Source organism: Marinimicrobium sp. ARAG 43.8, assembly GCF_050113635.1.
Lineage (GTDB): Bacteria > Pseudomonadota > Gammaproteobacteria > Pseudomonadales > Cellvibrionaceae > Marinimicrobium.
Genome location: NZ_JBNJLT010000001.1, coordinates 752,710 through 776,110, shown reverse-complemented (window position 1 = coordinate 776,110; position 23,401 = coordinate 752,710). Strand labels below are relative to the sequence as shown.

Annotated in this window: 19 protein-coding genes; 7 read left to right on the top strand and 12 right to left on the bottom strand. The window is 55.5% G+C overall.

The features are described 5' to 3' along the window. Positions 1 to 4: 4 nt before the first annotated feature. The 3 genes from ACQCLF_RS03255 to ACQCLF_RS03245 all read left to right on the top strand — a co-directional run bounded on the left by ACQCLF_RS03255 (position 5) and on the right by ACQCLF_RS03245 (position 3,367). On the top strand, positions 5 to 1,474 hold the full coding sequence (locus tag ACQCLF_RS03255; protein WP_062816629.1) for a complex I subunit 4 family protein: 1,470 nt from the start codon (positions 5 to 7) through the stop codon (positions 1,472 to 1,474). Next, entirely contained in the window at positions 1,474 to 2,838 is a 1,365-nt protein-coding gene (locus tag ACQCLF_RS03250; RefSeq protein ID WP_089034387.1) for an NADH-quinone oxidoreductase subunit N, read from the top strand. Before ACQCLF_RS03255 ends, ACQCLF_RS03250 begins: the two co-directional genes overlap by 1 nt. Before the next feature lie 70 nt (positions 2,839 to 2,908). Then, the gene (locus tag ACQCLF_RS03245; protein WP_089034386.1) at positions 2,909 to 3,367 is read left to right on the top strand and encodes an ATPase; all 459 of its coding nucleotides are present in this window, start codon (positions 2,909 to 2,911) and stop codon (positions 3,365 to 3,367) included. A gap of 88 nt (positions 3,368 to 3,455) precedes the next feature. Here the strand turns inward: ACQCLF_RS03245 and ACQCLF_RS03240 are convergent, their stop codons facing one another. The 9 genes from ACQCLF_RS03240 to ACQCLF_RS03200 all read right to left on the bottom strand — a co-directional run bounded on the left by ACQCLF_RS03240 (position 3,456) and on the right by ACQCLF_RS03200 (position 13,071). Next, positions 3,456 to 4,733: a hypothetical protein gene (locus ACQCLF_RS03240; RefSeq protein ID WP_426984864.1), complete on the bottom strand. Its 1,278-nt coding sequence runs from the start codon at positions 4,731 to 4,733 to the stop codon at positions 3,456 to 3,458. 215 nt (positions 4,734 to 4,948) lie between these two features. After that, a complete protein-coding gene (locus tag ACQCLF_RS03235) occupies positions 4,949 to 6,631 on the bottom strand; it encodes a BCCT family transporter (RefSeq protein ID WP_008930125.1) in 1,683 nt (560 codons plus the stop codon). A gap of 63 nt (positions 6,632 to 6,694) precedes the next feature. Continuing rightward, positions 6,695 to 6,976, bottom strand: a complete 282-nt coding sequence (locus ACQCLF_RS03230) for a DUF5676 family membrane protein (RefSeq protein ID WP_008930126.1) — start codon at positions 6,974 to 6,976, stop codon at positions 6,695 to 6,697. Positions 6,977 to 7,678: 702 nt separating this feature from the next. After that, positions 7,679 to 8,596, bottom strand: coding sequence for a DMT family transporter (locus ACQCLF_RS03225; protein ID WP_426984863.1), 918 nt, complete (start codon positions 8,594 to 8,596; stop codon positions 7,679 to 7,681). A 429-nt stretch (positions 8,597 to 9,025) separates the two neighbouring features. Next, positions 9,026 to 9,301 (bottom strand): DUF2933 domain-containing protein, encoded by a 276-nt coding sequence (locus ACQCLF_RS03220; RefSeq protein ID WP_426984862.1) that lies wholly within the window; start codon positions 9,299 to 9,301, stop codon positions 9,026 to 9,028. 49 nt (positions 9,302 to 9,350) lie between these two features. Then, positions 9,351 to 11,855, bottom strand: coding sequence for a heavy metal translocating P-type ATPase (locus ACQCLF_RS03215; RefSeq protein ID WP_426984861.1), 2,505 nt, complete (start codon positions 11,853 to 11,855; stop codon positions 9,351 to 9,353). After that, positions 11,845 to 11,970: a hypothetical protein gene (locus ACQCLF_RS03210; RefSeq protein ID WP_265367059.1), complete on the bottom strand. Its 126-nt coding sequence runs from the start codon at positions 11,968 to 11,970 to the stop codon at positions 11,845 to 11,847. The genes ACQCLF_RS03215 and ACQCLF_RS03210 overlap by 11 nt, the downstream gene beginning before the upstream one ends. Beyond that, positions 11,971 to 12,534, bottom strand: a complete 564-nt coding sequence (locus ACQCLF_RS03205) for a methyltransferase family protein (protein WP_426984860.1) — start codon at positions 12,532 to 12,534, stop codon at positions 11,971 to 11,973. 108 nt (positions 12,535 to 12,642) lie between these two features. Next, a complete protein-coding gene (locus ACQCLF_RS03200; RefSeq protein ID WP_265367061.1) occupies positions 12,643 to 13,071 on the bottom strand; it encodes a MerR family transcriptional regulator in 429 nt (142 codons plus the stop codon). Between the two features lie 933 nt (positions 13,072 to 14,004). Here ACQCLF_RS03200 and ACQCLF_RS03195 point away from each other — a divergent pair. The 4 genes from ACQCLF_RS03195 to ACQCLF_RS03180 are packed head-to-tail and all read left to right on the top strand — an operon-like array spanning position 14,005 to position 20,665. Beyond that, entirely contained in the window at positions 14,005 to 14,547 is a 543-nt protein-coding gene (locus ACQCLF_RS03195; protein WP_265367062.1) for a DUF411 domain-containing protein, read from the top strand. 26 nt (positions 14,548 to 14,573) lie between these two features. Continuing rightward, the gene (locus ACQCLF_RS03190) at positions 14,574 to 15,899 is read left to right on the top strand and encodes a TolC family protein (RefSeq protein ID WP_426984859.1); all 1,326 of its coding nucleotides are present in this window, start codon (positions 14,574 to 14,576) and stop codon (positions 15,897 to 15,899) included. Continuing rightward, complete coding sequence (locus ACQCLF_RS03185; protein ID WP_426984858.1) at positions 15,883 to 17,550, top strand: efflux RND transporter periplasmic adaptor subunit; 1,668 nt, start codon at positions 15,883 to 15,885, stop codon at positions 17,548 to 17,550. Before ACQCLF_RS03190 ends, ACQCLF_RS03185 begins: the two co-directional genes overlap by 17 nt. Continuing rightward, a complete protein-coding gene (locus tag ACQCLF_RS03180) occupies positions 17,543 to 20,665 on the top strand; it encodes an efflux RND transporter permease subunit (RefSeq protein ID WP_426984857.1) in 3,123 nt (1,040 codons plus the stop codon). The genes ACQCLF_RS03185 and ACQCLF_RS03180 overlap by 8 nt, the downstream gene beginning before the upstream one ends. Positions 20,666 to 20,792: 127 nt before the next feature. On the opposite strand, the gene radC is transcribed toward ACQCLF_RS03180, so the two are convergent. From radC to ACQCLF_RS03165, 3 genes are all read right to left on the bottom strand, one after another. Then, positions 20,793 to 21,302, bottom strand: coding sequence for a RadC family protein (gene radC, locus ACQCLF_RS03175; protein ID WP_426984856.1), 510 nt, complete (start codon positions 21,300 to 21,302; stop codon positions 20,793 to 20,795). 84 nt (positions 21,303 to 21,386) lie between these two features. Then, complete coding sequence (locus ACQCLF_RS03170; RefSeq protein WP_426984855.1) at positions 21,387 to 22,265, bottom strand: hypothetical protein; 879 nt, start codon at positions 22,263 to 22,265, stop codon at positions 21,387 to 21,389. 111 nt (positions 22,266 to 22,376) lie between these two features. Beyond that, on the bottom strand, positions 22,377 to 23,384 hold the full coding sequence (locus tag ACQCLF_RS03165; RefSeq protein ID WP_426984854.1) for a YqaJ viral recombinase family protein: 1,008 nt from the start codon (positions 23,382 to 23,384) through the stop codon (positions 22,377 to 22,379). Positions 23,385 to 23,401: the final 17 nt, after the last annotated feature.

Sequence of the window (23,401 nt, the reverse complement as noted above, 5' to 3'; positions counted from 1 at the left end):
ACTCATGCTACCAGTTGTATCACTTACTCTGTTTTTGCCGCTCGCCGGTGCCGTCCTGATTCTGGCCCTTCCGAGGCCAACGGCGCGAACCGTACACAGCATTGGTATTGGCACCGCCGGTTTAACTCTGGTCGGCGCGCTGGCCATGTGGCTGGAGGGAGTGAGTGGCGCGGGCTTTTCCCAAGTCGAAGAGCTCGAATGGATTCCGGCCATCGGTGCCGCCTACCGGGTCGGGGTGGATGGTATCAGCCTGCCCTTAGTGCTGCTGAGTGCCATGCTGTTTTTGGTGGCGTTCATCTATGCTTCGTCGCTGCGCGAGCGCCCGCGCGCCTACGTGGCTTTGGTTCTACTTCTGGAAACTGCGGCTATCGGCACCTTTACCGCCCTCGACGGAATTCTGTTCTATGTGTTCTTCGAAGTCTCCCTAGTGTCGATGTATTTCATGATTGCCGGCTGGGGGCATGAGGACCGGCAGCGGGCGGCTCTGATGTTCTTTATCTACACGCTTCTGGGCAGCCTGCCGTTATTGCTCGCCATCCTGGGGCTTTACCTCGGCAGTCCCGATCCCAGCTTCGACATGCGCGCCTGGATCGCTAATCCACCGCTTGAAGGGGCCGCGGCCATGTGGGCGTTGGTCGCCATGCTGGTTACTTTCGCGGTCAAGATCCCCGCCGTACCGCTGCACACTTGGTTACCTGCCGCCCACGTTCAGGCGCCGACTATCGGCAGTGTCATCCTGGCCGGCATCATGCTGAAATTTGGAACCTATGGGCTGGTTCGCTTCGCTCTACAAATGACTCCGGAGGCGTTCCGCGAAGCCGGCGTCGTTGTTTTGGTTTTCGGTGTCATCGGCGCGCTCTATGGCGCCTTCGCCGCTCTGGCGCAGACCGATCTCAAGCGCCTGGTGGCCTATACCTCGATCAACCACATGGGCTATGTGATCATCGGCGTCGCCGTGGCCGCACTGACCCTAGACCCCTCAGTGCGTGCCACCGCCCTCGATGGCGCCGTCCTGCAGATGTTCAGTCACGGCCTGGTGACCGGTGCATTGTTCTTCCTGGTGGGCATGATTCAGGAGCGTGCGCATACTCGGGAAATGGGTGAATTCGGTGGCCTACTTAAAACGGTTCCGCTGCTGGGCTGGTCATTTATGCTGGCAGCCTTCGCGTCCCTTGGTCTGCCTGGTCTGGCGCACTTTCCGGCCGAGTTCCAGATATTTCTCAGCACTCTGGGCACTGTGCCCGCCGCTGTTGTCGCGATACTGGGCATCGCGATCATTGCCGGCACTTTTCTCAAGGCAATCCGCGAAACCTTCCTTGGCGAGCCCCAGCAACGCTGGCATAGCATGCCCGACCTGAGCGTGCGGGAACTGCTCGCCGTGGCGCCACTGCTGGTGCTTACCCTAGTTACCGGGGTGGCGCCGTCCTGGGTGCTGGACATCATTCATCGGACGACCTCGGCGTTGGTGCTGTAATGGGTCATGACCTTGCGTTATTAATTCCCGAAATAGCCGTTCTGTTAACGGCGGTCGGTGCACTGATTGCGGAAATGCTGCGCTGGCCGCGCGTTGCCTTGGCGGTTGCCATCGTGGGCCTGTTCATCGCCACGGGCTTGACCTTGAGTATGCTGGGCACCGACGCCGCCGTGTTCGGGGGCAGCTTCCGAATCGACACGCTCAGTATTTGGGCCAAACTTATCCTGTTGCCCGCCACCGTGCTTTCCCTGTTGCTGGCGCGCGTGGATGTGCGAGGCACCGTTCGTGAGGGCACGGTCTACAGTTTGCTGTGCTTTGCCACTTTTGGTGCACTCGTTCTGGCCGGAAGCGGCGATATGATGTTTCTAGTGCTGGGCGTCTTGTTGACCAGCCTGGCCAGCTTCGCGCTGGTGGCCTACCCGGACGATGACCCGGCCACCGAAGCCGCCATGAAATACTTTGTATTCGGCTCGGTTACCGGCGCGGTGATGGTCTTTGGCTTGAGTTACTGGTTCGGCGCCGCTGGCTCCACGCTGCTCTCTGATCTCGCGCGCGCCGACGCCATGCCGCTAGCCGCCATCCTCGGCCTGGTGACGGCGATTGTCGGCCTCGGCTATAAGGCGTCATTGGTTCCGTTTCATTTCTGGGTGCCAGACGCTTATCAAGGCGGGCCCTTATCGATAGCCGCCTACCTGTCTGTGGTGCCCAAAGTCGGCGCTCTGTTCGCGCTAACCCAAGTGCTTCGAGACCTGCCCATGGAGAGCGGTTGGCCCGCAGCTATTGCGGGGCTGGCGGTACTGAGTATGACGTACGGCTACCTCGCCGCATTGGCGCAGGATAATGTCGTTCGGCTGTTGGCTTACTCATCAATTGCGCAGTCCGGTTACTTCCTGCTGGGCATTTTGGCCGTGGGCTCAAGCGCGCTTGCCTTGCCATCGATCATTCTATTCGCCGCCGCCTACGCGGCCATGAACCTAGGTGCCTTCGCCATTGTTGCCATGGTCGGACGCACCTTGACCGATTTCAATGGCCTGGGGCGCAACAGGCCATTAATGGGGATCGCAATGGTGCTATTTCTGCTGTCGTTGGTCGGCATTCCGCCACTTGCTGGTTTCGTGGGCAAGTTCCTGATTTTTGCGGCTGTCATAGATGCCCAATTCACGTGGCTGGCGGTGGTGGGGATTGTCAATAGTGTGCTTTCGCTGGCGGTGTATTTGCGCATTATTGTACCCATGTACCGGCAAGGGGAGGCGGCTCCGAATGCCCCCGAATATTGGCTGAGCATGGTGGCGATAACCGCGCTTTCAGGCACGGTCATCATCGGGTTGGCTGCGCAGTTCTTCCTTGTGATTCCGATGACGTAATGGCATTCCTAGTACCATGGTCGCTGACGTTTTAAGCGACGTATTTTTAAATTCAGACAAGAGGTTTAGCATGAAAGTTGAAACTATTTTTGACCTGATTGAATGGAGCCGAAAGTTGCACGGGAGCCTGGCAAAGTGCCTGTCTCATTGCGCTCCGCTTCATCAAAATGAACGCGCTTCTCTGCTGCTTGAGTATCTGGCCTCGCACGAAGCGGAAATAGAGAAAATAGTGGCAGGGTTTGAACAGCAGGCTGATCCCAGCGCAGCTCGCACTTATGTGTACGATTACATGCCGCACACTCCTATTACCACCCACCTGGATTGCGACGATCACTACGCCAAAATGGATGCCACTTCAGTAGAGATGGAAGTGGTCGATTTCCACGAACAAATCATCAGTCTTTACCGAACGCTTATCGAAAAGGCAGAAATACCCGAGGTCACAGAACTGGTGCAGTCATTGCTGGATATGGAAGAGCATGAAACCAAGCGCTTGGTACGGCAGATAGGGCGCATGGATGACATGTAAGTAAAATAGGGCTATCCGTTTTTGCTGGAGTCAGCGCGCGGAGGCCGCTGCCGGCCCGGTACTTCTTGGCGGGCGGAAATGTCTCCCGCTAGGTTTGCTTGAGGAGAACTGGTGCAAAGCCACCACCTGGGGTGCGAAAATTGGTGGTCTGGCCCCGATACAAGCGCGCCGCCGCCAACAGCAGCTCGCCGCGATAGGTATATAGACGTACGTCGACCTTGAGCATTTCCCTCTCGTCATCGACCATCACCAGGCGTTCTGAAGGTGGCACATAGGTCTGCGCGATGTAGTCGCTTTCTAGAATTCGGGCAAAGGCGCTTTTTGTGAGTTTGCTGCCTTTGTAAACTCCTTTGCTGCCATGACCCGCTACAGGTTTGAAAAACAATTGCTGTCGCTGCCGCCAGAGTTCTTCGCCATTGGCGGCATCGACTAACTGGGTGCGCGGAATACTTTGGCGAAGCAATTCGGCGTTCTCAGCGCTCAGGCCCCACTCCCTCAAGGTCGTTTGATCTGACAGAACAGCCAAATTGCGTTTGTTCGCGAACAGTGCGTGAATGTGGGGGTTGGGGGTTATAACAGCGCCTCCCTCCGACCAGGCCGCGCGTAAGGTGGCGTGATCGGGGGCTTCGAGTCCGAAGTCCACCAACCGATTGTACACCAGATCGATTCGTTTGCCGTTGCCGTACAGCACTCCGTTATTAAGCTGAAAATCTTTGGGGGACAGAATGTGGGTCTCGATTCCGCCCCTCTGCAGCAACCTCTGAGCGAGCCTGAATTCCGGATAGAGGTACTGTTCCTCTGGCTGATCATCGACGATCGCGATTGTCTCCAGGCGTCTGCTGCCGCGCTGGGCGCGCCATTCGCTTTCGAACTGACGGATCACCTCGCGGTCAAAGTCCTCGGTCCAGAGTTCATTGGTCGCACCGCCACAGCATCGTTTTTGGGCACGGACAAGAATCGCATTGAGAAACGCACCTCCGGCATTGGTGTTAATCTCGATTAGACGTGGTCCATCGTCGCCAAGATGGAAGTCATAGCCCATAAAGGCACCAGCGGGACCGGGGTCGAGCCGTGCTGTCGATGGTGCCCAGGACAACACCTTCTCTCGATAGTCGGAGAGCGCAGCGGCCGCTTCCAATGCGCGAACCAAGGCCTGCATCTTGGCCAGATCTTGGTCGGGAACAAAGACAGCAACGTTGGAGAAAAGTTGATGCCAGGCCTCGCTGGACAAAATATCCTCGGCGTCTTCACCCAGTAGATGGGCGATATCCTGAGCTACCGCTGGCCGATCGAGAGTGACGCAGGAACAACTTTGGTTGAGTCTTTTTGCCTCTGCCTGCTGTGAAGTTTCATTAGTTGGGTGCACAGGTCATACCAAATGATCGTAGGTTTACGAAAGTTCTCGGGATTGTAGCAAAATGCGCTGTACTTGGGCCATGGAACCCGCTTGATGAAGCGGTGGATTTGGTAACGAGTGGTTTTTCAGTCCGCACTTTCTCAAATGGGCATTTCATCGTCCGGTACCGTAAGCCCAGGAAAGGGCGTCGGCCAGGGTAACTTGGCCCCTTGTTGGTTCACCAGCTACGTCTCTTCTATCGGGGTCGATTGTCCCGTCCGGCTCAATCCCGGACATTGCTCGGGGGCGCTTGGATGGAGTTCCTCTTCTTCTTGACGCTCCGCTTCCCGCTCAGACTCTCTCAGCAGCCATTGCTCCATGCGGGCATGCATCATTGCGTTTTTCTCTTCGCGGCGCCTAATGTCTGTCGCAAGGTCTTTATGAAGAGAGAAAGCCATTAGGACCATCAGCAACATAAAAGGAAATGCGGCGACAATGGAAAGAGTGCGGAGCCCGTTCAGCCCGCCGCTCAGCAAGAGCACGGAGGCCATTAACAGCTGCAAGCAGCCCCAGAGCACTCGAACAAAGCGTGTTGGCGTTAGTACACCCTTGGAGGTGAACATGCCCAGTACGAAGGTGGCTGAGTCCGCAGAGGTGACCACAAACATCGAGACCAGTATGACCGCCAGAACAGCGGCGACCCCACCCCAAGGCAGTTGATCTAAAAGTACGTAAAGACCGGATGGAACTTCTTCTGCCACGGCATCGGCGATACCGACGCCTTCAAACAGTTCGAAATGGATGGCGGAACCACCAAAGGTTGAGAACCACAGCATGCTCAAGGCGACGGGAATGACCATTACCCCCATGACGAACTCCCGAATGGTTCTTCCCCTTGATATTCGGGCGATAAAACTCCCCACGAAGGGCGCCCAGCTTAACCCCCATGCCCAGTAAAACATGGTCCACTGCTCCACCCACTTTTCGTCGGAGTGGGGGGCGGTTACCAGGCTCATTTCGATGAGGTTTCCGAGATACTCGCCAAGCGTTTGGGTGAGCTCACCAAAAATAAAGGCCGTGGGGCCCGTGACCAGGACGAAGAGCAGGAGGCCGCTCGCGATTACAAGGTTGGCGTTACTGAGATGGCGTATGCCCTTGTCGAGTGGCGTCATGGCCGATATGGTAAAAAGCGTTGCAAGCCCTCCCAGGATCATAAACTGCGATGTGGTCGAGTAATCCATTACACCCAGCCGGGAGAGGCCGCTATTGACCTGCAGCGCGCCAAGCCCCAGAGTCGTTGCAACCCCGAACAAGGTGGATACTACCGCCAGAATATCGATGGCTTTTCCCCAACCGCGGTCTACTCGCTCTCCCAACAGGGGGCGGAATGTTTCGCTGATCAAACCATAGCTATTGTGGCGAAAACGGACATAAGCGATAGCCAGACCCACAAGGGTAAAGTTGGCCCATTGGTGAAAACCCCAGTGAAAAAACGAGTAACGCATGCCCAGCTGCGCCGCCTCTACGCTGCGCGGCTCGGCAAGGCCCAGGGGCGGAACGTTCAAGTGCATGATGGGTTCCGCCACGCCCCAGAACACCAGTCCAACGCCCATGCCCCCCGAGAAAATCATGGCCAGCCAGCTGGTGAAGGAGAACTCCGGCAACTCGTTCTCCTGGCCCAGGCGGAGGTTTCCGAACCTGGAGAACGCCAGGAAAAAGATAAATAGTACAAAGCCGGTGGTTGCCATCAAGTACATCCAACCAACATTTTTGGCGGTTGCATCGAGGACTTTCTGGGCGATTGCTTCAACGGTTTCCGGCTGAAGGGCAGAGGTGACGACAAAGGCGGTAATAATGAGTAGTGAGGTGTAGAAAACCACCCCGACATCACCGAGGTGTCTCTTCAGGAAAGTTGTTAATCGGTTCATAAATAGCTCACCAGACAGTTCTCACGTTTCTACCCGTTTCGACGTAGGATCCATTAAAAATAATCATTGTCTCTCTTTTGAGAACCAGCGATACAAAGACACAAACAGAGCCGCGATGTACCAACCGTACAAATAGGCTTCAACTAATCCAATTAAAAATCCCGACCACGTAAGCCATTCGAAGCCGGGCAATAAAGGCGCCCAAGCTTCGTACATACGCATCTGCGCCGGGGCGAGCAGGCCAAAGCCTACGCACAGCAGATAGCTGATTACTAACAGAACTGACAGGGTGTTGCCTAGCGGGACGGTACGTAAACGGGTATTCACTACAGTAGAATCGTTCATAGCTAATTTCCTCTTCTCGTTACAGAAATTCTGAATTCTTTGCCTTAAACAAGCTTGTGTCGGCGATTTTGTCTGCTCAGTTTTTGACCGGCGTAAGCGCTTGTGCCGGCGCAAAGAGCCAGTGCTCTTATGCAGCTAAACCGCACGACTGGATCGAATTGCCATGCAGCCAAGCATATGTCTGTGCGACAGCCACATTATCAGTGGCGGGAGAATAATCCACTGCAGAAGTGGAGCTAGCCCCACGCCTAACAGCGGTATGACCGGCATTGAGTCTGCGTATGTCCACCGCTCTAGCGGGCCAGTCGCCAGCCATTCCATGACGATGGTCACGAGAAGTGCCGCAACCAGAAGGGTGATAGCAGGCTTTCGTTTTCCCTCGAGGAGCCATCGACGGTGTCCAAAGACTATTGAGGAAAACCAGAAGCTGGCCAGTAGAATCAGCACATCGCCGCCGGTAGCCTGGATACACAGCCAAACCACAGAGCCGTGAGACGAATTCGCCATACCCATGAACCAGGGTACTTGAAGCATCTCCCATAAAAAGTGCGTCAAAAAACCAAATCCCGCCAGGGGGAGTTCCGGCAAGACTACCGATAATCGGCTGGTGGGTGCTCCTTGGCGCATTCGTTCTATCACATTTTACTCCTGTTACGGGGTTTTCCACTCCATCTGTATAGTAAGGAGGAAGGACTCTAGCGACTAAGGCGGTGTTGCACTCTCGTCGGCGGCTGCCACAGCACCTCTCCCTTGCATCATGGCTATACCGACAATGACAACAATTATTCCAAGAATTTGGACGGGTTGGAGTCGCTCTTCAAAGAATATAAATCCAATTAGCAACCCAAGTGCCGGGGTTAGAAAGCTGAAGACGTTCAATCGGTTTAAGGGTGCGCGGGCCAGCAGGGCGAACCATAAATACATCATGGCGGCTGTCGCCAGAGCGGATAGAATGAGAAGGGAACCGGTGAACCGAAATGTCCACCGAATCTCCCACTGTTCGCCGCCCACCGCGGATGCAAGCAAGAGTATTCCGCCGCCTATTAATAACTGAACGGCCATGGGGGCGGCAATTGATCCGCCGGCACGCTTTTTTAATAGAATGTTGCCGATGGCTATTCCGATGGCGCCCATAAGAACCCAGATAATTCCCCATAGATAACCGGCATTGTTATTGTCGAATCCGGACCAAGAAAGCAAGGTGACGCCCAAAAAACCTGTGACAAGTCCGGCTATGCCCTTGCTCTTCAACGTTTCTCCGAGCCAAGCGGCGGCGATCGCTGCGGCAATCAGGGGCTGAGTACTTGCCAGGACAGTTGCCAGTCCCGGTGATAGGTGTCCTGCTGCTAGAAACATTCCGCCAAATCCCATCGCTGTATAGGACAATCCGATTAAGCTCAACAGCCCCAAGTCTCGGGGGCTAAAAGGGTAAGGCGCGCGCCGCCGCAGAACCAAGTGAACCGCGAAGAGCAGCCCTCCCGCAAGAAAAGCGCGCAAGGCAGCAAACAGCAAGGGGGGCGCGTCCGGCAGCCCGGTCACGATGAGCGGAAAACAGATGGCCCAGAGCAGTGCAACTACCAGCATCCATACAACGTTCTCGGCATTTGATTGAGTCTTCATAACGAATTAGGCGAGGTTTGTGTAAGGAGTATTCTTCGGTCATCCAGGGCACTTTTTAGATTTTTCCCTATCGTCGAGTATGCGGAGGCACTCGGTGGCAACTCCAGGGTTCATGCTGAGCGTTGACTTTAACGTTCTGGTCCACGAACAGGTAATACCCCTCTTTGAGTCGCGTCCACCAATCTTGCTTTATTGGAACGTCGTACTTGACGAGAATGTCTTCTACGCATTGGAGGCACAGCCTTGATGCATCATAGGAAAAATCGAGCTTACAAGAACTTCCATGAAAAACGACGTTATCTAGGCCGTATAGCTCGTCAATCTCTGCAACGGCGGCGTTCAGTTTTTCGGTAATGATTGGTTTACGAAGACCCAGCTGACGCTTCACCAAGTTGACTCCTGAAACGCCTAGTCGATGCTCTTTATGCTTCATTTTCTGTCAGCCTCCTTTCTTCCTTCTTCCAGCCCTCGGCGATAAGCCTCTTCCGCGTCTTGGTGCTGGTGTTCGCCGTTCCCGGTCTTCCCGTGACCGTGCCCCTTATGCATAAAAATGTGCATCAGCGGGCACAGCAGGATAATCAGAAAGGGAAGGTACGGAAAAACATGGGCGCCGTGCTCCACTAAGAGGAAGTAAAGCGCTGCGACAATCAGTACAATCGTCGTCAATCCGTGAAGGCTGTTCCAGTAGCCGGGTTTGTTAGCCATTAGGATTCTCCTGTGCCGAGGTGGCGGTCTCTATCGGTGTGAAATCGGGTCATTTATCGACACTCAGCTTCACTCGCTTAAGCAGAATTGAATTGCCGATGACTGATAACGAGCTCACGGTCATGGCGATTACGCCGATCATGGGGTGCAGTAACCCGACGGCGGCGATGGGTATAGCGGCCACATTGTAGGCACTCGCCCAAATCAGGTTCTGAACAATTTTTCCAAAGGTGGCTCGGGAGAGATGCATGGCTTCCACTACGCCGGTCAGTTCACCGCGAACCAGAGTCACATCGGCCGCCTCAATGGCCACATCGGCGCCGGCACCTATGGCGATACCCACGTTGGCCTGTTTCAACGCTGGCGCATCATTGATGCCGTCGCCTACCATGGCGACATGGTTGCCATGCTTCTTTTGCAGCTCACGGATCGCATCCACCTTTCCTTCCGGGAGCACTCCGGCTTGTACTTCGTCGATGCCCACTTCCTCAGCAACAGCGCGCGCTGCGCGTTCGTTATCGCCGGTGATCATTACCACATGCAGGCCCAACTCATGCATGCCGCGTATAGCGGCTACTGATTCCTCTTTGATGGTGTCGGCCACGGCAACAATGCCACACGCTTTCCCATCGACAGCGACCAGTACGGCGGTGCGGCCGCGCCCTTCCAGGCTGTCCAGATCCTCGTCCAACGCCTCTAGACCGCTTACTCCTTCTTCGTTCAGCAATTTGCGGTTGCCAATCAGAACCAACGCACCATCGACTTTGCCGGATACGCCGCGTGCGCCAGTGGAACGAAATTCTTTGACCTCCCCCGGGCTCACCTGACGCTCGCGGGCGCCTTCGACAATGGCGCGGGCAATGGGGTGCTCAGAGGCATTTTCCACCGTCGCGGCCCACTGCAGCAGTTGTTGTTCTGTGACATCGTTGGCCGTAACCACTTCAGTCAGTTTGGGCTCGCCCCGTGTGATAGTGCCGGTTTTATCAAGCACCATCACCTTGACGTCTTTGAAGGTTTGAATAGCCTCGCCGGAGCGAATCAGAATGCCTCGCTCGGCCCCAATACCCGAGCCCACCATCAGCGCGGTAGGCGTTGCCAAGCCCAAAGCGCAGGGGCAGGCGATAACCAGAACCGCAATGGCGGCGAGAATAGCCAGTACTGGGGTGGTCGCCGTTTGATCAACCCAGGGCAGAAAATCCGCGCCCCATGCAAGTATGGGGCGCAGGCTGTCGGCGGCAACAAACCACACCGCAAAGCTTGCCAGGGCAATCAGAATGACGATGGGCACAAAACGCCCCGTCATGCGGTCGGCGAATTCCTGAATGGGCACTCGCGAGCCTTGGGCCTGTTCTACCAGTTTGATCACCTGGGACAAAAAGGTATCGCCGCCCACCTTGGTGGCCTTGACCCGTAAACGTCCCTCTTTATTGATGGTCGCGCCAATGACGGTATCGCCCGGAGATTTATACACTGGAACCGACTCGCCGGTGGCAATCGATTCATCCAGATGGCTCTCGCCTTCTACCACTTCGCCATCCGTCGGCACCTTGTCACCGGGGCGGATCACCATGATGTCGCCCGGTTGCAGTTCCTTGACGGGAACTTCCTGCTCCTGGCCATCGCGTTCGACCCGTGCGGTCTTGGCGCCCAAGGTTAATAATTTTCGGATCGCCTGAGATGCACGGCCCTTGGCTTTGGCCTCAAGATAGCGCCCCAATAGGTGAAAGGTCATGATGGTGGCGGCCATTTCAATGAATGACGTCATGGTGACGAAAAAGCCTGCCAGGCCGATCAGGTAGGGCGGAACGCTGCCCATGGAAATCAGTACATCCATGTTGAAGGTGCGGTTGGTGAGCGAGCGCCAGGTGGACTTGTGAGTGGCTGCGCCGCCATATAGAAAAACCACCGGAAACGCCAACAGGGCCACAATCAAAAGATAATCGGGGATCGGTTTCCAGAACATGTGCGGGATCATCAACACCATGATCAGTGTTGTCGGTATCCCGGCGATCCAAAGGCGTTTCAAAGCCTGATTCAAGTAGGCGTCTTCGATATCGGCATCCTTTTCCGCTTCATCTTCCGCTGCTTCGGAGGAGGCTTGAGCGACATCGTAGCCGGCTTTTTCAACCGCCTGTTTAAGCTGTTCAACACTGGGTCCAGCGTCGGTCATTACGACGTGAACCTTGTGGCTGGCGATATTGGTTTTGATACTCTCAATGCCCTCTAGCCGCTGGAGCGATTCACGCACAATGCCCGCGCAGTGGTCGGAGCCCATGCCCGGCACGATAAGCTGGGCCTTCTTTCCCGCCCCCGAAGTGTTGGCGGCGGCGACGTCGTAGCCGGCGTTTTCCACAGCTTTGCGGAGATCGTCCAGGTCCACCGTCGAGGGGTCGTAGGTGACTTCTACGCGGTGGCTAGCGATATTGGTTGTAATGTCGCCGACGCTGTCAAGACGCTGTAGCGAGGTCTTTACAATACCCGCACAGTGGTCCGACCCCATGCCCGGCACAGTCAGCTTAGCCACGGCGCTCGAATGTTTTGAGTCAATGTTCATTCTTTTCCCCTGTTTTTTCAGATTGCGAACGCTTTCTTCGTAGGTTCCAGCCCACCAGCGCAAAAACCACCAGAAGAACAATGCCACTAATAATGGTTGTGAATTCTAAGCTCATTCAAAACTCCTGCTGCTGCAACTTATTGAGGCGGGGAATGAACATCGGGACGTGCTGTCGATAAGCCCGATATTCATCACCAAACTGTTCCAGCATCTGCCGCTCTTCTTTCAGAGCCAGTAGCGTGTAGGCTAGGACAATTACTGGGAAGGCGATCAGCGAGACAATCGTCGGCCAGTGCACAACCCCTTCACCGAACACGATGAGAAAGAGGCCAGTGTATTGGGGGTGGCGAACAATCGCGTAAATGCCATCGGTCATTAGAGTCTCACGGCGCCGTGCTTGATGTATCCGGCGCCAGCCCTCCGCGACCAGAGTTGCTCCTACGAATACCAGGCTATAGCCGAGCAGCATGGCTATGACGTGCGCGGTAGGAGTGCCGAACAATTGCGCCCAGAGGTTGCCGCCTTCGTTCCATGCCAGATCGAGGCCGAAGAATCGAGTTAGAAAGTAGATCGTTAAAGGAAACCCGTACATTTCAGCGTAAAAGGCGATAATAAAGGCCTGCAGCACGCCAGCGCGCGTCCATTCTTTCCAGCTGGCCGGAGCTAGATATCGGTACATCAGCCATGAGACAACAACCGTGACGATAATTGCCAGACCTCAGGTTCCTACATGCATGCGCTTGTGCCTCTGTTTGTGTCAATAAGCTTTAGATATTCAATGATTGTGTCACACTGAACGTTTATCCTCCCCGCTCTCACTGAACTCCTCGATCAGATGACAGATCATGTTGCCTGTTGGCGCCCGGTCCGGTTTTGTTTCCCAATCCCTGACTGCGGAGTACATACGTTGCCGTAGTCGCTGACTATCTTGGAAGCCTTTCTCGTTCTCCTCCAGACGCTTCTGTATAAGCCCCCTAGCGAGAGGACAGGGGGATTCACCTTGATCAGCGGTTTCCAGGATTTCGGCGATATCGCTCACCGAAAAGCCGAGTTGTCTGGCGCTGAGGATAAACCTCATTCGACGCTTTTCCTTGGCACAGTACTCCTTGTAGCCATTGGACGGGTTCTTCGTTGGTTTCAGAAATCCAATACGGGTGTAGTAGCGAACAGTATCTACACTTACCCCAGTCTCATTAGCCAGTTGGTTAACACGCATAGGGTCACATCCCTTTCGTCAGCAATGTAAACAGGGTAACCTTGGGTGTTAGCTCTCATATTGATCCACGTCAAGGTCCTGCGTTAAAGACATAGGTTCAACTATCAATATCGGTATGGTAGACCTGTGTCCTGGTCACAGGTCAACTTAAAACTAGAGTCTGAAGGTTAGCCCATTTCCAGGACGTGACGAATAGATTACAAATTTGTAATCTTGACGTCATCTTTCTGTTGGTTTCTTCTTCTTATCATGGTAGCTGAAAGATCTTACGCTTGGGCGACCGCCTTTTTGAGCAGGGGTGACGCGATAGACCGGTAGGGTAGAACTATTGCACCGACGCACAGGAAATATAGATCGTTCGGGTAATAGAGACATTATAGATTATAGAGATTGTCGCCGATTCGGCACAGACAAAGGCGTGACTGGGTGAACCGGATAACAGTTGTTGTAGTTCTACTAACAATGCCGTTCTTGTGGGAGGCCTCTGCCATGGGTATGCCCCGCTATTGCACTATGGATGATGGAGCGAACGAGCTATCCACGAACTTAAAAGGTGTTGCCGAACACACTGATCACCAAGCAATGGGCCCTGTCGAGAGCGTGCAGTCTGCAGAGGGGGCGTGCTGCGATACCGATAAATCGGGGGTTGGCTGTGCGGTGGTGGGATGTGCCTTGTCAATTCAGATGTTGACTTCTTCCGTGACTACCCCGGAGTCATTGGGGACTCGTTCTGAGGCTTCAGGTTTGCGCTACCTTGCCCTTCCTCTGGCACCGATTTTCCCTTTTCTAAGACCTCCAATCGCCTGATTTCACTCAATTAATCCGTGCTGACCAAGTACTAAAGGTAATGTGCCGTCCCAAAGGGAGGCGAAGCGGCGCTGCCTTTTAATTGAAACCTGAACACGAAGTGGCGATTTGTCATGGGAGGCAAATATGCATTCATCACGCCTTAAAATTCTGATGCTGGGGTTGCTCACGCTGCCCTTGCTAGTTGCTTGTGGGAAAGTGGAGGAGAGATTCGTTAATCCTGATCGGGCCATTGGTGGCGCTGAGGTGCTCACCGTCTACAAAAGTCGAAGTTGCGGCTGCTGCAAAAAGTGGATTGACCATATAGATGTCGAGGGCTTTGAAACAGATGTCCAACACCCATCAAGCCTGAAACTCATAAAAGATCGGTATCGGATCGCACCCAATCTCCGCTCCTGTCATACCTCCGTATCGTCACAAGGCTACGTCTTCGAAGGGCATATCCCGGCGCGCTACATCCAACAGTTTCTGGCCAACCCTCCGTCTGATGCTGTGGGTCTGACTGTACCCGCCATGCCCCTTGGCAGTCCGGGGATGGAGGCTGAAGATCGGTTTAGGGCTTATCAGGTCCTGCTGATGAAAAAAGATGGCAACACCGAAGTGTTTGTCAGTGTAGAGAACCCCGCCCAGCAATATCAGCCGGGTGATCAACAGGAAGTTCAGTTATGAGAGTACTAGTCATAATGCTATCCGTTATGTCACTTGGTTTGGGCAGTGCTACAGCCCTTGCTCAGCCGGTTTCGGAATCGCTGACCCTGGAAGAAGCGGTAGCCCTCGCCGTCGAAGCAGATCCTTGGCTTGCTGGCAGCAAGCACACCCAGCAGGCGCTCAATGATGAGGCGACTGCCGCAGCGAGCTTGCCGGATCCCCGCGTGAGTCTGATGGCGGGCAATTTCCCCGTAGATAGCTTCGACATCAACCAGGAGGCTATGACTCAGTTGTCGGTGGGTGTCACGCAAATGTTCCCACGTGGTGACAGTCTGGCGCTTGCCAAACGGCAAAAACAGCAGCTTGCTGGACAGCACCCTCTGCTGAGGATAGATCGCCGCGCCAAGGTGGAAGCAACGGCCAGTCAGTTATGGCTAGAGGCCTACAGGGCACAGGAAAGTATTCGATTGATCGAGCGGAATCGGGGGTTGTTCGAGCAACTGGTGGAATCTGCCGAGGCCCATTATTCGTCGGGGTTGGGTCAGGTCCGTCAGCAGGATGTCATTCGCGCGCAGTTGGAGCTAACCCGTCTGGATGATCGCTTGACAACGCTAAAGCAGCAGAAAGAGGCCGCACAGCGCCGCCTGTCTGAATGGATCGGGGCTGCTGCAAGAGTCCCCTTAGCGCCGATACTGCCGACGCCATCACTCGCCAGGCCGCTTACTATACCGACTATCGAGGCCGCTGACGAACACGCACGCTACCAGTTGATCCGCCATCACCCAGCTCTGATGGCGCTGGAGCAGCGCATTGACGCGACCCAAACCGGCGTCGATTTGGCAGAACAGAAATACAAACCCGAGTGGGGCCTGACCGCCCAATACGGCTCTCGCGCCCGCGATCCCATGGGGCGCGAGCGGTCTGATCTGTTCTCAATTGGCGTGACGTTCGATCTTCCCATTTTCACAGGCAACCGCCAGGACAGGGAGGTCAGCGCCGCCGTGAATCGAGCCGAAGCCATCAAAACCGAAAGGCACTTGCTTCGTCGCCAACTGATGGCAGAACTGGAAACGGCGAGCGTTCAGCTGACGCGGCTCGATGAGCGCTTGGCGCTGTACACCGAGCAGCTGCTACCGCAAATGGCCGACCAGGCAGAGGCTTCGTTGGCGGCCTATGGCAACGATAGCGGAGACTTCGCCGAGGCCGTCCGGGCGCGCATTGCCGAACTGAATGCCAAAGTCGAAGCACTTGTGATCGCGGTGGAGCGTCAGAAAATAATGGCCCAAATCAATTACCTGCTCGCCGAGCCCTCGTCGGACGATGCAGGGCAATCGAACCGTTTTAGGAAGGTCAACAATGAATACATTAACTAAAGTACTGCTTGGTACAACCGTGGGTGCGTTGCTCGGTGTATCGGGATTCTGGTTGTTGAGTGACGTCAACGAAAATGGGACTACAGCCACTGAGGGCGAACGGCAACCGCTGTACTGGGTGGCACCCATGGATGCCGAATATCGGCGCGACAAACCCGGCAAATCGCCCATGGGCATGGACCTTGTTCCGGTTTATGAGGAGGGCAGTGGTAAGGATGAGCCTGGGACCGTCAAAATTTCCCCCGTGGTGGTCAATAATCTCGGGGTGCGTACCGCTAGGGTTGACTCCGGCAGACTTCAGCCGGAGGTTAGAACCGTCGGGTATGTGCAATACAGTGAGAATCGCTTGGTGCATGTCAACCCGCGAGTTGAGGGCTGGATTGAGAAGCTCTACGTTGAAGCGGTTGGCGATCCGGTCAAAAAAGGCGAACCTTTGTACACGCTCTATTCGCCCACGCTGGTCAACGCCCAAGAAGAGCTGCTAATGGCGCTAAAGCGCGACAATTCAGTGGCTGTAGGTGCCGCGGTAGACCAGCTGTTGGCGTTGAATTTACCTCAGAATGAAATCGACCGGGTGCGTGAAACCCGAAGGATTAATCAACACATCACTTTCGTGGCCCCTCAGTCCGGTGTATTGGAGAATCTCTCGGTGCGTGAAGGCATGTTCATCAAACCCGGCACTAATATGATGAGCGTAGGTCAGTTGGAGCACATCTGGGTGATCGGAGAGGTGTTTGAGCGCCAGGCGAATCTGGTCAGTGAGGGCGATCCTGTGCGTATGCGCTTGGACTATCTACCCGGTCGCGAGTGGTTGGGGCAGGTAGATTACCTCTATCCGTCACTCAATGCCGAAACCCGTACAGCCCAGGTCCGGGTGCACTTCCACAACCCCGACGGGTTCTTGAAACCAGGCATGTTCGCGCAGATGGTCATTGAAACCGAGGCGGGAGCGGAAACCCTGTTGATTCCACGTGAAGCCTTGATTCGTACCGGCAGTCAAGCACGCGTGGTATTGGCACTAGGAGAGGGCAGGTTTAGATCCGTAGTCGTTGAAGTGGGGCGCGTCGGAGAGCGGCAAGTGGAAATTCTGGCTGGCTTAAATGAAGGGGAGCGTCTCGTCACCTCCGCACAATTCCTGATCGACTCGGAGTCCAGCAAAACCGCAGATTTAGAACGCATGACGCCACGTCCCGACCAGAGCGAACAAGCCTCTGTTGAAGAAGACATTGAACCCTCGTCGACTTGGGTTTCCGCTCGTGTTCTCAGCCTGATGCCCGATCACCGTATGGCCACTCTCGAGCACGAGCCGATACCAGATTGGGATTGGCCCGCCATGACCATGGATTTCATGGTCGAGGAAGGCGTCAGCATGGAGGATCTCGAGCCGGGGATGCGCCTGCATGTACAGATCGTCAAGGATAGCGGCGGTGACTACCGCTTGAGCCAAGTTCACATCCCCGGTGAAGGATCTTCAGGCGATACCGAATCTTCTGAAATGGACCACAGCCAGCATAAAGGGGGAGGCCAGGGCTCGATGCCGGAACCGAGCGAGAAGGGCCACGATGAGATGTCTATGCCGGACCACGACAGCATGAGCCAGGACGCCATGGAGCACGATCATCACGACAACGAGGAGCATCGTCATGATTGAGTCCATCATTCGTTGGTCCATCAGCAATCGATTTTTCGTGCTGCTGGGCACCTTGATGCTGGTGGGTGTGGGCCTCTATTCCGTGAAGAATACCCCCGTAGACGCGATCCCGGATCTATCCGACGTACAGGTCATCATTAAGACCAACTACCCCGGGCAGGCGCCGCAGGTGGTGGAGGACCAAGTCACCTATCCACTGACCACGGCCATGCTATCGGTGCCGGGCGCGGAAACCGTGCGGGGCTATTCTTTTTTTGGCGATTCCTATGTCTATGTCATTTTTGATGATGATACTGACGCCTACTGGGCCCGTTCGAGGGTGCTGGAGTATCTGTCCCAAGTGGCTCCCACACTGCCACCAAGCGCCCGGCCACAACTTGGGCCGGACGCAACCGGGGTTGGCTGGGTCTACCTCTACGCGTTGGTGGATCGCAGTGGCAAGCATGACTTGAGCCAGCTGCGCAGCCTGCAGGATTGGTTCCTGAAATACGAGCTGCAAACGGTGAGCGGCGTTTCTGAGGTATCGGCCCTTGGCGGCATGGTCAAGCAGTACCAGGTGAAGGTTAATCCGGAAAAGCTACGTGCTTTTGATATCCCGCTGTCGCATATTAAGAACGCCATTCAACGTGGCAACCAGGAGGTCGGTGCCTCAGTGGTGGAAATGGCGGAAGCAGAGTATATGGTGCGCGCCACGGGTTACGTCCAAGGCGTGGAGGATCTGGGTAACATTCCCTTGGGTGTGAACGCTAACGGCGCGCCGCTGCTACTAAAAAACGTGGCTGAGATCCAGGTGGGTCCACAGATGCGCCGTGGCATAGCTGAGCTCAATGGTGAAGGTGAAACTGTGGGCGGTATCGTGGTGATGCGCTCGGGAGAAAATGCTCAAAAAACCATTGACGGCGTCAAAGCAAAGCTGGAAAAGCTCAAAAGCGGTTTGCCCGAAGGGGTAGAGATTGTCACCGTTTATGATCGTTCCGGATTAATCTCCCGGGCCGTTGACAGTTTATGGAAAAGTCTGCTCGAAGAACTTGCCATTGTGGCGCTGATCTGTGTCATTTTCCTCTTTCATGTCAGGTCATCACTGGTTGCTGTCATCAGCCTTCCGTTGGGCATTTTGACGGCTTTTATCGTGATGCATCTTCAGGGTCTGAACGCCAACATTATGTCGCTGGGCGGTATCGCGATTGCAATAGGCGCGATGATTGACGGTGCCATCGTTATGATCGAGAACATGCACAAGCACATGGAGCGGACGCCTTTGACGCCGGAAAACCGTTGGCAAGTAGTGGCGAAATCGGCTTCGGAGGTGGGCCCCGCATTGTTTTTCAGTCTGCTGATTATCACCGTAAGCTTTATTCCGGTGTTTACCCTGGAGGCCCAGGAGGGACGGATGTTCAGTCCGCTGGCATTTACTAAAACCTATGCCATGGCGGCCAGTGCGGCGCTCGCTGTTACAGTGGTTCCGGTTTTGATGGGGTATTTCATTCGAGGAAAGGTGGTCGCCGAAAGCAAGAACCCGGTAAACAGGCTACTGATTGCTGGCTATATGCCATTGCTCAAAGGCGTCTTGCGGTTCCCCAAAACCACGCTTGCAATGGCTGTTGTGATACTTTTGATTGGGATCTGGCCAGTCAATCAAATCGGCAGTGAGTTTATTCCTGACTTAGATGAGGGCGACCTGATGTATATGCCCACCACTTATCCGGGGCTGTCCATCGGAAAAGCCAGGGAGTTACTGCAACAAACCGATAAGTTGATTGCTACGGTGCCGGAAGTCAAAACCGTGTTCGGCAAGATCGGTCGTGCCGACACGGCGACTGACCCAGCGCCACTGACTATGATTGAAACCTTCATACAGCTCAAACCCAAAGACCAGTGGCGCGAGGGCATGACCACAGAGAAACTTAAAAAGGAGATGGATGCTCTAATACGATTCCCCGGCCTGACCAACGCCTGGGTGATGCCCATCAAAACCCGAATTGACATGCTGGCGACCGGCATCAAAACGCCGGTAGGTATTAAAGTGGCGGGCGAGGACTTGAAAGAAATCCAGGCCATTGGCCAGCAGTTGGAACAAGTCCTTAAAGATGTGCCCGGAACCGCCTCGGTTTACTCTGAGCGGGTGGCCGGTGGTCGCTATATCAAGGTGGATATTCAGCGGGAACAGGCGGCACGCTATGGCCTGAATATTGCCGATGTGCAGCAGGTGGTGGCTACCGCCATTGGGGGAATGAATGTGTCGCAGACGATTGAGGGGCTTGAACGCTATCCGATCAATTTGCGTTACCCGCAGCATTACCGGGACTCGCCGGAACAATTGGCATTGCTGCCCATTGTTACGCCCGCCGGAGAGCGTATTGCACTTGGCGATGTGGCAAAGGTATATGTAGAGGAAGGCCCCCCGGCAATCAAGAGTGAAAATGCACGGCTCAACGGCTGGACTTTTGTGGATATCGAAGGCGTGGATGTAGGCACTTACGTTGAGCAGGCCATGGTGACCGTTCAGGAACAACTGGATTTGCCGGCGGGCTATTCGGTAACCTGGTCCGGCCAGTATGAATATATGCAGCGGGCCAAGGAGAAGATGACCTATGTAATACCGCTGACTTTGGCTATTATCATCATACTGCTGTACATGAACTTCAGGAGCTTCGCTGAAGTAGCCATAATTCTAGGAACCTTGCCGCTTGCTGTAATCGGGTCCATCTGGTTAATGTTCCTTTTGAATTTCAATTTCTCTGTGGCTGTGGCGGTCGGGTTTATCGCTCTCGCGGGTGTCGCGGTAGAAATTGGCGTCATTATGCTGACCTATCTCAATCAGTCGTACAGTCAATTCGTAAGTGATTGCAAAGAGAAAGGAGCGCCATTCCGTCGAGAGGAACTAATTCAAGCCGTGACACACGGAGCTGGGCTACGTGTCAGACCAGTGATGATGACGGGGGTTTCCACTATTGCTGGCTTGCTGCCCATTATGTTTAGCTCTGGTACAGGTGCAGAAGTTGTTAGCCGAATTGCGGCTCCAATGGTGGGCGGTATGTTGAGCGCGATGGTTCTGACTCTGCTGGTGTTGCCGGTTGTGTATTACCTTTGGAGAGGGCATGCGTTAAAGGGTTAGTATTGCTAAATTGATTCCTGATGGAGTGGATATTTTCTCAGGCTTGAGTATAAGTTTGGGGAAGACTGCAAAAAAAGGAGTTGAACACCACTGGTACGCTCGGCATTGACCGAGCGTACCAGTGGTGTCATATCAACCCCCGCTCCGCAAAACTCACCACCTCATCACTCCCAATCACCATATGGTCAACCACTCGAACATCCACCAGCTGAAGGGCTTCTTTCAGCCGCTCAGTCAGCCGACGGTCCGCAGTGCTGGGCTCGGGGTTGCCGCTTGGGTGGTTGTGAACCAGTAGCACGGCAGCGGCGTTGTGGCTCAGCGCCGTCTTGACCACTTCACGGGGATGGACGGAGGCGCCGTCGATAGTGCCGTAGAACAGCTTCGCGACATCCAGCACGCCGTGGCGGTTGTCCATCAGAACCATGCCGAACACTTCGCGGTCTTCTTTACCAAAGGCCACCCGCAGGTAGCTGCGGGCCAGGTCGGGGCTGACCAGGTAGTTGCTGCGCAGGAAACGCTCCTGCAGGATCACCTCAGCCCAGTCCAGTACCAGTGCTTCAGACAGGCCATGGTGGTCGCCGCCTTTGTTGGCGGGTGGGTAGAAAGGCAGGGTATCCGGGGTTGTTGTATCGTTCATCAGAATGTCCTCGCATAGGGAGGCCCCCGGCAGCGAATGAACGCCGCCGGTGTGAGAGTGGGCCGGTCAGGGGAGAGAGAAGGGTTATTGCGCTTTGGCACGCTGTTCGAGCTTGTCGGCCAAGGAGAGGGGCTGCGCGGTGTTAGCCGGTGGCTTCGTGGTGGCGTCGGGATAGAACTCCTCCATAATCACCGGGGTTTCGTCCTCGTCGTCCTCGAAGGCGGAGTTAGCCAGGGCCGACCGTGCCGCTTGATCCAAGGCGTCCTGGTCGTAGCCAGACTCTTGCCGCTGTTCAGCGGTCCTGCGCGCTTGGCTAATCGCCTCTTCCAGGGTCAAGCCTTCACGGATACCGAGATCCACATAGAAGATGGGCGTCCGATGGCTTTGGGTAGTGCTTTTACCGCGTAGCCGAAGCTCCAGTGGCAGGCAGGCCAGTAGCCCACCCGAGACGGCCTGGAAGTATCTCAGCCGAGCCATCAGGGTGCGGATGCTATTAAACCCGGTGGTGCGGAAGATAAACGTGCCCAGAGGGTCGTAATCACCCACCATCACATTCAGCCGCCCGTAGGGTTTGCACTTGCCACCAGCGAACTGGCAGTGTGCGGGAGCCGGGCAGGGCAGTTGCTCCATGCCTTCATCATTGCGGCGCCGGCACTGCTCACCGTCGCCGGCACAGACTGGCCGACCGGTGCTTCGGTCAAACAGCGTGTACTCGGCCCGGAAGTTCAGGTCGGGATCACTAAAGGGAAGGGTGACCGGAATCGTGCGCAGCTTGCCCGTCTCGGTCTGGTCCCGCAGTTCAGCGTCCAGTGGATGGAGCAACCATCCCTCTGGACTCTGCACCTGGGTGGTTAAGGTGAATTGGTCGTCTTTCTCCGGCAGGCGCCTGCCGTCCTTCTCGGTGACACGACCGATACTGATCCGGCCAATGACCGGCGGGGTGATCGCTAGGCCTTTAATCATGGCGGTATCCTCATAGCGTTAAACAAGGGTGAGCCGCAGATCGGCTCACCCAAGGGAGTGGATAAAGAAGAAGTTGGAAGGGGGCGTAAAGCTGAGCGCAATTACGCCCGCTCAGTCAGCTGAGCGAACCAGAAAGCGCCGGCTACCGGGGCGTGTGGTGTGGTACTCGTTCATCAGCTCCGGCAGGTCCCTCATCAGGGCATCGGTATTCAAGGCTTTGCTGTCCTTGCTCCGCTTCCAGGAAATTGAGCCCCGCGCAAAGGTGGCACGGGTCGCCTCACCCATGGCCTGTTGCAGGGTTTGTTTGAGCAGCTCCTCCTGCTGGGTCAGGCTCTTGAGCTTATGGCGGGCCGTCACCAACTGATCGAACACGTTGCACAGTTGCGGGTCACCGGTGAAATCCACCGTCTCGCCATCGTCCTGGGGATACAGGTACCGCAAGGCGGCTCCAGCGGACTCCGACCCGTCCGCAGGGGGCGGGGTGTCGGTTTCCACGTAGTCCCAGAATTTGCGCTCCAGCTCAATCAACCGAGCAATCAGCGCATCGTCCCGCTCAATGCGGTGCACCTGAATCTCCTGGCCACAGAGCAGCACACAGACATCGGCGGCGGCTTTGCCGGTCACCGCCAGCTGGTGCTGAACCTGACACTGCACGTACTCCGGTACACCATCGCGCCACAGCCGCGCCCCAAACTCCCCGGCAGTTTTGCATTCGAGTATCTGAACATCGGATGCGCCCACCACCGAGTAGTCCAGGTTGGCCAGCATCCAGGCTTTGTCTTGGTCGGGGTGCTGCAAGACGGCGTTCACCCGACGCACCTTGTTGCCCGTGCGCTTGGTGTAGTGGGTGGCCACAATCGGTTCGAGAATATGGCCCCAGTACATGGGGGAGCCATCATCATCGGGATCGACCGAGGGGAGCTGATCCTCCCGGCCGGTTTTGATCATCCACAGCTCAAGCTGGGATTGGTAAGGGTTCAGGCCCACGGCGGCGGCCGCATCACTGGCGCCAATGCCGGTCTGGCGAACTTTGAGCCAATCGTTCCGGCTCAAGTCTTTGGTGGAGACCAGCCGCAGGGCGGGCCGTTGCTTGGGTGAGGTAATACGGGGTGCTTTCATTTTTGAGTCTCCCAGAC

What these genes read in the sequence shown, in the direction of transcription:
- ACQCLF_RS03255 (WP_062816629.1), top strand. Translation starts at nt 5, where the DNA reads ATGCTACCAGTTGTATCACTTACTCTGTTTTTGCCGCTCGCCGGTGCC.
- ACQCLF_RS03250 (WP_089034387.1), top strand. Translation starts at nt 1,474, where the DNA reads ATGGGTCATGACCTTGCGTTATTAATTCCCGAAATAGCCGTTCTGTTA.
- ACQCLF_RS03245 (WP_089034386.1), top strand. Translation starts at nt 2,909, where the DNA reads ATGAAAGTTGAAACTATTTTTGACCTGATTGAATGGAGCCGAAAGTTG.
- ACQCLF_RS03235 (WP_008930125.1), bottom strand. Translation starts at nt 6,631, where the DNA reads ATGAACCGATTAACAACTTTCCTGAAGAGACACCTCGGTGATGTCGGG.
- ACQCLF_RS03230 (WP_008930126.1), bottom strand. Translation starts at nt 6,976, where the DNA reads ATGAACGATTCTACTGTAGTGAATACCCGTTTACGTACCGTCCCGCTA.
- ACQCLF_RS03225 (WP_426984863.1), bottom strand. Translation starts at nt 8,596, where the DNA reads ATGAAGACTCAATCAAATGCCGAGAACGTTGTATGGATGCTGGTAGTT.
- ACQCLF_RS03220 (WP_426984862.1), bottom strand. Translation starts at nt 9,301, where the DNA reads ATGGCTAACAAACCCGGCTACTGGAACAGCCTTCACGGATTGACGACG.
- ACQCLF_RS03215 (WP_426984861.1), bottom strand. Translation starts at nt 11,855, where the DNA reads ATGAACATTGACTCAAAACATTCGAGCGCCGTGGCTAAGCTGACTGTG.
- ACQCLF_RS03210 (WP_265367059.1), bottom strand. Translation starts at nt 11,970, where the DNA reads ATGAGCTTAGAATTCACAACCATTATTAGTGGCATTGTTCTTCTGGTG.
- ACQCLF_RS03205 (WP_426984860.1), bottom strand. Translation starts at nt 12,534, where the DNA reads ATGTACCGATATCTAGCTCCGGCCAGCTGGAAAGAATGGACGCGCGCT.
- ACQCLF_RS03200 (WP_265367061.1), bottom strand. Translation starts at nt 13,071, where the DNA reads ATGCGTGTTAACCAACTGGCTAATGAGACTGGGGTAAGTGTAGATACT.
- ACQCLF_RS03195 (WP_265367062.1), top strand. Translation starts at nt 14,005, where the DNA reads ATGCATTCATCACGCCTTAAAATTCTGATGCTGGGGTTGCTCACGCTG.
- ACQCLF_RS03190 (WP_426984859.1), top strand. Translation starts at nt 14,574, where the DNA reads ATGTCACTTGGTTTGGGCAGTGCTACAGCCCTTGCTCAGCCGGTTTCG.
- ACQCLF_RS03185 (WP_426984858.1), top strand. Translation starts at nt 15,883, where the DNA reads ATGAATACATTAACTAAAGTACTGCTTGGTACAACCGTGGGTGCGTTG.
- ACQCLF_RS03180 (WP_426984857.1), top strand. Translation starts at nt 17,543, where the DNA reads ATGATTGAGTCCATCATTCGTTGGTCCATCAGCAATCGATTTTTCGTG.
- radC (WP_426984856.1), bottom strand. Translation starts at nt 21,302, where the DNA reads ATGAACGATACAACAACCCCGGATACCCTGCCTTTCTACCCACCCGCC.
- ACQCLF_RS03170 (WP_426984855.1), bottom strand. Translation starts at nt 22,265, where the DNA reads ATGATTAAAGGCCTAGCGATCACCCCGCCGGTCATTGGCCGGATCAGT.
- ACQCLF_RS03165 (WP_426984854.1), bottom strand. Translation starts at nt 23,384, where the DNA reads ATGAAAGCACCCCGTATTACCTCACCCAAGCAACGGCCCGCCCTGCGG.